A 9007-nucleotide genomic window follows, 5' to 3' on the forward strand; every position below is an offset into this window, starting at 1 on the left:
CCGGGACGGGCTCCGCAGGTGCGGAGGCACGGATTCCGGGTGCTCGGCGAGCCCCTTTCCCTGGCTGTCGGTGGCGGGTGGGAGGATCGGATACATGTCCGATGCGCTCGATCCCACTCCCTATGACGCCCTGCTGCTGCTCTCGTTCGGCGGTCCAGAAGGCCCAGACGACGTCGTCCCGTTCCTGGAGAACGTGACACGCGGACGCGGCATCCCCAAGGAGCGGCTCAAGGAGGTGGGGCAGCACTACTTCCTGTTCGGCGGCGTCAGCCCCATCAACGAACAGAACCGCGCCCTGCTCGACGCCCTGCGCAAGGACTTCGCCGAGAACGGCCTCGACCTGCCGGTCTACTGGGGCAACCGCAACTGGGCGCCGTACCTCACCGACACCCTGCGGGAGCTGGCCCGCGACGGCCGCCGTCGCGTCCTCACCCTCGCCACCAGCGCCTACGCCTCGTACTCGGGCTGCCGCCAGTACCGCGAGAACCTCGCGGACTCGCTCGCGGCCCTGGAGGCGGAGGGCATCGAGCCGCCGCGCGTCGACAAGCTGCGGCACTACTTCAACCACCCGGGCTTCGTGCGCCCCATGATCGACGGTGTCCTGAAGTCCCTCGCCGAACTTCCCGAGGACGTGCGGGACGGCGCGCACCTGGCGTTCACGACGCACTCCATCCCGGACAGCGCGGCGGACACCTCGGGACCGGTCGAGCAGCACGGCGACGGCGGGGCGTACGTCAAGGAGCACCTGGACGTGGCCCGGCTGATCGCCGACGCGGTCCGCGAGGAGACCGGCACCGAGCACCCCTGGCAGCTCGTCTACCAGTCGCGCAGCGGCGCCCCGCACATCCCGTGGCTGGAGCCCGACATCTGCGACCACCTGGAGGAGCGGCACGCCGCCGGGGCCCCCGCGGTGGTCATGGTCCCCATCGGCTTCGTCTCGGACCACATGGAGGTCCTGTACGACCTGGACACCGAGGCCAAGGCCAAGGCGGCGGACCTCGGCCTTCCGGTGCGGCGCTCGGCGACCGTCGGCGCCGACCCGCGGTTCGCCGCGGCGGTCAGGGAGCTGGTCCTGGAGCGCGCCGCGCGCGAGAGCGGCGCCGAGGTCACCCCCTGCGCCCTGGGGGCGCTCGGCGCAAGCCACGACGTGTGTCCGGTGGGCTGCTGCCCGGCCCGCTCGCCCCGGCCCGCGGCGGCGGGCGCCGACAGCCCGTACGCGTAGGCCCGACGACCCGCACGCCCAGGGCCGACGGCCCGTACGCGCAGGTCCCACGAGCCGCACGCACGCACCACTCCCGACACCGCCGGACACAAGGAGTACGAAGATCACCATGACTGACCCGCTGAAGGCGCTGAAGGCCGAGCTGCTCGAGGTCGCCGTGGAGGCCGCGCACCGGGCCGGGGCCTTCCTGCGCGACGGCCGCCCCGCCGACCTGGGCGTGGCCGCCACCAAGAGCAGTGCCGTCGACGTCGTCACCGAGATGGACCTGGCCTCCGAGGAGCTGATCACCGGCTTCCTCGGCGAGCACAGGCCCGACGACGGAGTGCTCGGCGAGGAGGGCGCGAGCTCCGAGGGCACCAGCGGCGTGCAGTGGGTCGTCGACCCCATCGACGGCACGGTCAACTACCTGTACGGCCGTCCCGACTGGTCGGTGTCCATCGCCGCCCGCAAGGACGGCGAGACGCTGGTCGGCGTGGTGCACGCGCCGGTGCGCGGGGAGACGAGCCGCGCGGTCCTCGGCGAGGGCGCCTTCCTCAACGACGAGCCCACGCGCGTGCGTCCCGCTCCGCCGTTCGAGCAGGCCCTGGTCGGCACCGGCTTCGGCTACCTCACCGAGCGCCGCGTCCAGCAGGCCGAGGTGGCCCGGCGGCTCATCCCGCGGGTGCGGGACATCCGGCGGGCCGGTTCGGCCGCGATCGACCTGTGCGACGTCGCGGCCGGCCGCCTCGACGCGTACTACGAGCGGGGGCTCAACCCCTGGGACTTCGCGGCGGGCGACCTCGTCGCCAGGGAAGCGGGCGCGCTGACCGGTGGCCGCCCCGGAGAGCGCCTCTCCGGCGAGCTGGCCATCGCGGCCCCGCCCGGCCTCTTCGAGGCGCTCCAGGGCCTCCTGGAGGACTTCGGGGCCTGGCACGACTGAGCCCGGGTCCGGCACGACCCGGCCCGGCGTTCCCGCCGTCGCGCGGGCACGCGAGAGCCCCGGCACCTCGTCCACAGGTACCGGGGCTCGCGCGCGTGGTGCGTCAGTGATGTGTCGGGCGGGCGGCGTCAGGCGTGCAGTGCGTTTACCTCGACGCCGTGCTCGGCGGCCAGGCGGTGCAGATCTTCCAGCTCCGCCTGCTCGACCTCGGCAAGGAAGTCGTCTCCCGTCTCACGGGCCATCGTGAGGTCGGACTCCGTGGCCTTTATGCGCTGCAGAAGACCTGCGGTGAATGCGTCCATGGTTGCGCCCCCTCGGCTGGGTCGTGGGTCGATGGCACGGGGGTGTGCCCTCAAGAAGGGGCGATCACGTCTTAACGCCGCCCTGGAGTAAGCGGGTGGTGGCACGCCACATACAAAGCGTGATCGCGGGTGTAAGCCCGTCCTCCCCCCGCTCGGTGCCGCAGAAACCTCAACCGCACGAGAAAATCCGGCATTCCCCGGGGGTGAGGCCGCCTTACAGCCGGTTTATGGCCGAAAGGGGCAGGATGGAGCCCTACCCCAGACAGACCTGCCCGCAGGGGCACAGAGGAAGGACAGCGACGTGCGCGTACTCGTCGTCGAGGACGAGCAGCTGCTCGCCGATGCGGTGGCCACCGGACTGCGCCGGGAGGCCATGGCCGTCGACGTCGTGTACGACGGGGCGGCCGCCCTGGAGCGCATCGGCGTCAATGACTACGACGTCGTGGTGCTCGACCGGGACCTCCCGCTCGTGCACGGCGACGACGTCTGCCGCAAGATCGTCGAGCTCGGCATGCCGACCCGCGTTCTGATGCTGACCGCGTCGGGCGATGTCAGCGACCGCGTCGAGGGCCTGGAGATCGGCGCCGACGACTATCTGCCCAAGCCCTTCGCGTTCAGCGAGCTCACGGCACGCGTGCGTGCCCTCGGACGGCGTACGAGCGTGCCGTTGCCGCCGGTCCTCGAACGCGCCGGGATCAAGCTCGACCCCAACCGCCGCGAGGTCTTCCGCGACGGCAGGGAGATCCAGCTCGCCCCCAAGGAGTTCGCCGTCCTGGAGGTGCTGCTGCGCAGCGAGGGCGCGGTCGTCTCCGCGGAGCAGCTCCTCGAAAAGGCCTGGGACGAGAACACGGACCCGTTCACGAACGTCGTCCGGGTGACCGTCATGACCCTGCGCCGCAAGCTCGGCGAGCCCGCCGTCATCGTGACGGTCCCCGGCTCGGGCTACCGGATCTGACCGGCGGTGGCCTCGACCCCGGCGCCACCAGCCGCGCCACCGAAGCCCACGTGGGACCCGAGGAAGGTCGAACCGCCCTTCCCGTGGCTGCGGCCCACGATCCGGATACGCCTCACGCTGCTGTACGGCGGCATGTTCCTGATCGCGGGCATCCTGCTGCTCTCGATCATCTATCTGCTCGCCGCGCAGGCGCTCAACGTCGGCAGTCAGCTGCCGTTCACCATCGAGGGCGGCTCCAAGGTCAGCAGCGACACGTGCCACAACCTGCCGACCGGCACCCGTGTCCCCGCCGACCAGGTCAACGCCGCGCTGAACACCTGCGTCAACGACCTGCGCCAGAACGCCCTCGACAACCTCCTCAGCCGCTCCCTGCTCGCCCTGCTCGGTCTCGCCGTGATCGCCTTCGCGTTCGGATACGCGATGGCGGGCCGTGTGCTCTCGCCGCTCGGCCGCATCACCCGTACCGCCCGCAGGGTGGCGGGCACCGACCTGACCCGGCGGATCGAGCTCGACGGTCCGGACGACGAGCTGAAGGAACTCTCCGACACCTTCGACGAGATGCTGGACCGCCTGGAGCGGGCCTTCACGGCGCAGCAGCGGTTCGTGGGCAATGCCTCGCACGAGCTGCGCACCCCGCTGGCGATCAACCGCACGCTCCTTGAGGTGCATCTCTCCGACCCGGGGGCGCCGCCGGAGCTCCATCAGCTCGGCAAGACGCTGCTCGCCACCAATGAGCGCAGTGAGCAGCTCGTGGAGGGCCTGCTGCTGCTCGCCCGCAGCGACAACCAGATCGTCGAGCGCAAGCCGGTCGACCTCGCCGAGGTCGCCGACCGCGCCGTCGACCAGGTCCTCGCCGAGGCCGACGCCAAGGGCGTGGAGATACGCGGTGAGCGCGGCGCGGCCGTCGTCCAGGGCAACGGCGTCCTCCTGGAGCGCATCGCCCTGAACCTCGTCCAGAACGCCGTCAGGTACAACGTGCCGGACGAGGGCTGGGTCGAGGTCACCACGGAGGCGCAGCACGGCCAGGCGGTGCTGCTGGTCACCAACACGGGGCCCGTGGTGCCCGCGTACGAGATCGACAACCTCTTCGAGCCGTTCCGCAGGCTGCGCACCGAGCGGACGGGCAGCGACAAGGGCGTCGGGCTCGGCCTGTCGATCGCCCGGTCGGTCGCGCGGGCCCACGGGGGCCGTATCATCGCGGAGCCGCGCGAAGGGGGAGGGCTCGTGATGCGCGTCACCCTGCCCATCTGAGGAGGTGCCGCGGACACGTGTACGTGTTCGCTTTACGCGGAATTTTCGGGAGCCGTTCCCGGGGAGGCCGTGTGCGATCGATCACAGGGTCGATTTTTTGGCCATCTACTCTCTGTGATCACGAAAGTCGCCGGAAAGCCGGGAAAATCCGGGTTTTCGGGGGTCCTGATCACGGGAAGTACACGGGGTGACGCCCGTGAAGTGCGACATTCGGACCGTGTACGGTCCCCATCGCCATCCAACCCATCGCCTCTTCAGGGGTGCGGTTGGGTGTCGATTGAGTAACAGACCTTGATGTGAGGCAAAATCTCCGCCTCGGGTCGGGCACAAGTCCGGCTCCTCACGCGTTACGTGCGCTGAGACACCGCAGACACCCAGAGGGGGAGAGCGACAATGGCAACGGACTACGACACCCCACGCAAGACCGACGATGATGTCAACGAGGACAGCATCGAGGAACTGAAGGCGCGGCGGAACGACAAGTCGACCTCGGCTGTAGACGTCGACGAATTCGAGGCCGCCGAAGGCCTTGAGCTGCCCGGCGCGGACCTGTCCAACGAGGAGCTCGCCGTGCGCGTGCTCCCGAAGCAGCAGGACGAGTTCACCTGCATGAGCTGCTTCCTGGTCCACCACCGCAGCCAGCTGGCCCGCGAGAAGAACGGCCAGCCGATCTGCCGCGACTGCGACTGAGGCGGGGTCGGCCAATGACTGGCTCGACCCCGTCCAGGAAGCGCCGCTTCCGCAGGCGTGGAGCGGACGAAGCCGGCGCCACGGGCGACGGCGTGCGTGACGACGGGCGAGGCTCTTCCCCCAGTGGATCAGCCTCGCTCGGATCAGCGGACGCCCTCACCCTCGCGTCGGACGGGACGGCGGACGACAAGGGGTCCGAGGTCGCCCGGAGAGCCGGGGCCAAGGGCCGTGTTGCCGCCGTCGCGGACGGGATGAAGGAAGGCGTGCGCAAGGGCGGGCGCGGCGCCAGGGCCGGGATCGGCTATCTCGCCGACCGGGTCATCGACATCGCCCCACGGGTCCCGGTCCGCGACCTGGCGACCCTCCGCAAGCAGTTCCCGGACCTCGGTCCCGAGCAGCTCGCAGACAAGCTCATCGCCGGTGCCGCCAACGCCTCGTCCACCGTGGGCGCGGGAGTGGGCGCCGCCGCGATGCTCCCGGTGCCGCCCGCGATGCCCGCCGAACTCGCGGCGGAGATCACCGGCGTCGCCGCCATCGAACTGAAGCTGATCGCCGAACTGCACGAGGTCTATGGCCGGCGGCCCGAGGGCACCCTCGCCCAGCGCAGCACGGCCTATCTGACCGCGTGGACGGAGGAGCGCGGCGTCGACGTGGGCAAGCCGTCGACGCTGAACGTGGCGCTGGGCGGGCAGGTCAAGCGCGAGCTGCGCCAGCAGATCATGAAGCGGATGGTCCGGAACCTGCCGAACCTGATGCCGTTCATGGTCGGCGCCGCGGTCGGGGCGGTCATGAACCGCCGGGACACCAAGAAGCTGGCCGCGCGGGTCCGGGAGGATCTGCGCAGGACGCAGGTGCCGTGGAGCGCCCTGCGGGAGCTGCCGCCTCTTGAGACGCCCTCCGACGCGCTGCCGTCCGGCGAGTTCCCCAGAGAGCTCGGAGCCTGAGCCGCGGAGCCTGAGCCGCAGACGTCAGGCGTTGTTCCGTACCGACTCCAGGGCCTTCGCGAGCGCCTCCGGGTGCCGCGTGGAGATGTACGCGTAGGGAGTCGGGTCCTGTGGGTCGGTGATGTTCACGCGCAGGGCCGTCGGGATGTAGGCGCGCAGCAGCATGAAGGCGCGCGGATCGGCCTTGTAGGTGCGCCAGGCGCGCGTCTCCTCGCCGTTCAGGACCTCCGCGTCACCGAGGGCCGACACCGGGATCTTCGCCTCTCCCGCGACCAGTGAGCCCGCCACCACGCGAATGCGCACCGAGCCGTACGCGCTGGTGACGACCGCCGCGACGGCCGTGCCGCCGACCAGGCCGCCCAGGACCGGCAGGGTGCCGAACGGCAGCATGACCAGGGCCACCGCGACGCCCACCAGCACCGAGATGAGCCACCAGGAGCGGGGTGCGGTCAGGCGTTCTTCGTAAGGCTGCATGGAACCTAGCTTGGCACGGTGCGCCGACCGGCTGACGCGGAGGTAAGGTCTGCGCCTGTGAGTGGTACATCAGCAGCTCTGAAGCCCCCGGCCGAGGCCATAGCGCCCGTACGCCATCCGGACGCGCCCGCCCCCGGCGAGCTCATCGGCGCCCACTACGAACACTGTTTCGGTTGTGGCGGCGGGCAGGCGCACGGACTGCACCTGGCGGCGCGCGCCGGGGAGGGTGTGGCGATCACCGCCGAGTTCACCGTGCGCGAGGCGCATCAGGGTGCGCCGGGGCTCGCCCACGGCGGCGTCCTCGCCACCGCGCTCGACGAGACGCTCGGCTCGCTGAACTGGCTGCTGCGGGTGATCGCCGTGACCGGCCGCCTGGAGACCGACTTCGTGCGGCCGGTGCCGCTGGGCACCGTGCTCTTCCTGGAGGCCGAGGTCACCGCCGTCGCCGGACGGAAGATCTACTCGACCGCCACCGGCCGGATCGGCGGCCCCGACGGGCCCGTGGCGGTCCGCGCCGACGCCCTCTTCATCGAGGTGAAGGTCGACCACTTCATCGACAACGGCCGCCAGGAGGAGATCCAGGCGGCCATGAACGACCCGGACCAGATCCGGCGCTCCCGCGCCTTCGAGGTGAACCCGTGACGTCCCCTGCCCCCGCCGAAGGACCGGCCGAGCTGCCCGTGCTCATCCGGCGCGTCGACCCCGACGTCCCGCTGCCCGGGTACGCGCAGCCGGGTGACGCGGGCGCCGATCTGCGGACGACCGAGGCCCGCGACCTCGCGCCCGGCGAACGGACCGTGCTGCCCACCGGAGTGTCGATCGCGCTCCCGGAGGGGTACGCGGCCTTCGTGCACCCCCGTTCCGGGCTCGCAGCACGCTGCGGTGTCGCTCTGGTGAATGCCCCGGGGACGGTGGATGCCGGGTACCGTGGAGAGATCAAGGTGATCGTGGTGAATCTCGACCCGCGCGAGAGCGTGCGGTTCGAGCGTTTCGACCGGATTGCCCAACTGGTGGTCCAGCGGGTCGAGAAGGTGCGCTTCCAGGAGGTGGCGGAGCTTCCCGTATCGGCACGGGCCGAGGGGGGCTTCGGGTCCACCGGCGGCCATGCCGCCGTGGGCGTCGGCTCGGGCGAGCGTACGGGCGTGGTCCCGCGCGAGAGCGCGGGCGAACAAACGGGTGGGAATCGATACGCATCGGTCGTATCCGACCGGGAAGGACAGTGACGTGTTCGGACGTCGCAAGAAGGACAGTGCCGCCGAGGACGCGGCGGGCGCGGACGAGCAGGTCGTCGACAGCGTGGCCGACGACTCGGCCGACGCCGCGCCCTCGCGCGTGAGGCTCGAACCGGAGCCCCGTCCCGACGGTCCCTGGGACATCTCCGAGGTGCGTGAGCCCGGCGAGGGCCGCGTGGACCTCGGCGGGCTCTTCGTGCCGGGGGTCGAGGGCATGGAGCTGCGGGTGGAGGTCGCGGGCGACGCGATCGTCGCGGCCACCGTCGTGCTCCAGGACAGCGCCATCCAGCTCCAGGGCTTCGCCGCCCCGAAGAAGGAGGGCATCTGGGGCGAGGTCCGCGAGGAGATCGCCACCGGCATCACCCAGCAGGGCGGTGTGATCGACGAGGTCGAGGGCCCGCTCGGCTGGGAGCTGCGTGCCCAGGTCCCGGTGCAGCTCCCGGACGGCACGGGCGGCGTGCAGGTCGTGCGCTTCATCGGCGTCGACGGACCGCGCTGGTTCCTGCGCGGTGTGATCTCCGGCCAGGGCGCGGTGCAGCCCGGGACCGCCGGGCTCCTGGAGCAGATCTTCCGGGACACCGTCGTGGTGCGCGGCGAGGGCCCGATGGCGCCCCGCGACCCGATCGTCCTGAAGCTGCCCGACGACGCGCAGATGGTCGCCGAGGGCGTCAAGGAGGAGCAGCAGGAGGGCTCGCGCTTCGCGGGCGGCATGGGCCAGCTCCAGCGCGGCCCCGAGATCACCGAGGTGCGCTGACCTCCAGGGCCCCGCAAGCTCGACTTCCCTGTGGCCCGTAGTGGTTCCGGTTCGTCCGGACCGCTGCGGGCCACAGACGTGTCCGCCCACGCTGTGCGATTCCGGCGACGAGTTCACGGTTCTGGACCGTACGGGGCGCCCCGGGGGGATCGGCGCTGTCGCACGCCTTGACGGTGGAGTGGTCCGTACTTATGATCACGGGCCAACACGCGTGTTCAGAACGGCGCTTGATGTTCATGTATGAGAACCCCACCTTGAGGGCTC

The 9007-nt window shown here is 71.0% G+C and carries 11 protein-coding genes; 9 read left to right on the top strand and 2 right to left on the bottom strand.

All coding sequences use genetic code 11. The features are described from left to right. Positions 1 to 94: 94 nt before the first annotated feature. Complete coding sequence (locus AB8Z36_RS20530) at positions 95 to 1222, top strand: ferrochelatase (protein ID WP_369214809.1); 1128 nt, start codon at positions 95 to 97, stop codon at positions 1220 to 1222. Positions 1223 to 1331: 109 nt separating this feature from the next. Next, the gene (locus AB8Z36_RS20535; RefSeq protein WP_369214810.1) at positions 1332 to 2141 is read left to right on the top strand and encodes an inositol monophosphatase family protein; all 810 of its coding nucleotides are present in this window, start codon (positions 1332 to 1334) and stop codon (positions 2139 to 2141) included. Positions 2142 to 2269: 128 nt separating this feature from the next. Here the strand turns inward: AB8Z36_RS20535 and AB8Z36_RS20540 are convergent, their stop codons facing one another. Further along, on the bottom strand, positions 2270 to 2443 hold the full coding sequence (locus AB8Z36_RS20540) for a hypothetical protein (protein ID WP_164492989.1): 174 nt from the start codon (positions 2441 to 2443) through the stop codon (positions 2270 to 2272). Between the two features lie 301 nt (positions 2444 to 2744). Here AB8Z36_RS20540 and AB8Z36_RS20545 point away from each other — a divergent pair, with 301 nt between their 5' ends. The 4 genes from AB8Z36_RS20545 to AB8Z36_RS20560 all read left to right on the top strand — a co-directional run bounded on the left by AB8Z36_RS20545 (position 2745) and on the right by AB8Z36_RS20560 (position 6283). Further along, positions 2745 to 3398, top strand: a complete 654-nt coding sequence (locus tag AB8Z36_RS20545; RefSeq protein WP_030778701.1) for a response regulator transcription factor — start codon at positions 2745 to 2747, stop codon at positions 3396 to 3398. A 6-nt stretch (positions 3399 to 3404) separates the two neighbouring features. Then, positions 3405 to 4649: a sensor histidine kinase gene (locus AB8Z36_RS20550; protein WP_369214811.1), complete on the top strand. Its 1245-nt coding sequence runs from the start codon at positions 3405 to 3407 to the stop codon at positions 4647 to 4649. Positions 4650 to 5042: 393 nt separating this feature from the next. Next, the gene (locus AB8Z36_RS20555) at positions 5043 to 5339 is read left to right on the top strand and encodes a DUF4193 domain-containing protein (RefSeq protein ID WP_055544889.1); all 297 of its coding nucleotides are present in this window, start codon (positions 5043 to 5045) and stop codon (positions 5337 to 5339) included. Between the two features lie 14 nt (positions 5340 to 5353). Next, positions 5354 to 6283 (top strand): hypothetical protein, encoded by a 930-nt coding sequence (locus AB8Z36_RS20560; protein ID WP_369214812.1) that lies wholly within the window; start codon positions 5354 to 5356, stop codon positions 6281 to 6283. A gap of 24 nt (positions 6284 to 6307) precedes the next feature. Here the strand turns inward: AB8Z36_RS20560 and AB8Z36_RS20565 are convergent, their stop codons facing one another. Then, positions 6308 to 6757 (bottom strand): DUF3093 domain-containing protein, encoded by a 450-nt coding sequence (locus AB8Z36_RS20565; RefSeq protein WP_369214813.1) that lies wholly within the window; start codon positions 6755 to 6757, stop codon positions 6308 to 6310. Between the two features lie 57 nt (positions 6758 to 6814). On the opposite strand from AB8Z36_RS20565, the gene AB8Z36_RS20570 reads away from it, so the two are divergent. Genes AB8Z36_RS20570 through AB8Z36_RS20580 form a run of 3 tightly spaced genes read left to right on the top strand, consistent with a single transcriptional unit; the run spans position 6815 to position 8743 of the window. Next, complete coding sequence (locus AB8Z36_RS20570) at positions 6815 to 7399, top strand: PaaI family thioesterase (RefSeq protein ID WP_369214814.1); 585 nt, start codon at positions 6815 to 6817, stop codon at positions 7397 to 7399. Beyond that, positions 7396 to 7980, top strand: a complete 585-nt coding sequence (gene dut / locus AB8Z36_RS20575) for a dUTP diphosphatase (RefSeq protein WP_369214815.1) — start codon at positions 7396 to 7398, stop codon at positions 7978 to 7980. Before AB8Z36_RS20570 ends, dut begins: the two co-directional genes overlap by 4 nt. A 1-nt stretch (position 7981) precedes the next feature. After that, positions 7982 to 8743: a DUF3710 domain-containing protein gene (locus tag AB8Z36_RS20580; protein WP_369214816.1), complete on the top strand. Its 762-nt coding sequence runs from the start codon at positions 7982 to 7984 to the stop codon at positions 8741 to 8743. The last annotated feature ends 264 nt before the right edge of the window (positions 8744 to 9007 follow it).

It is taken from the genome of Streptomyces flavofungini (assembly GCF_041028215.1).
In the GTDB taxonomy this organism is placed as follows: domain Bacteria; phylum Actinomycetota; class Actinomycetes; order Streptomycetales; family Streptomycetaceae; genus Streptomyces; species Streptomyces flavofungini_B.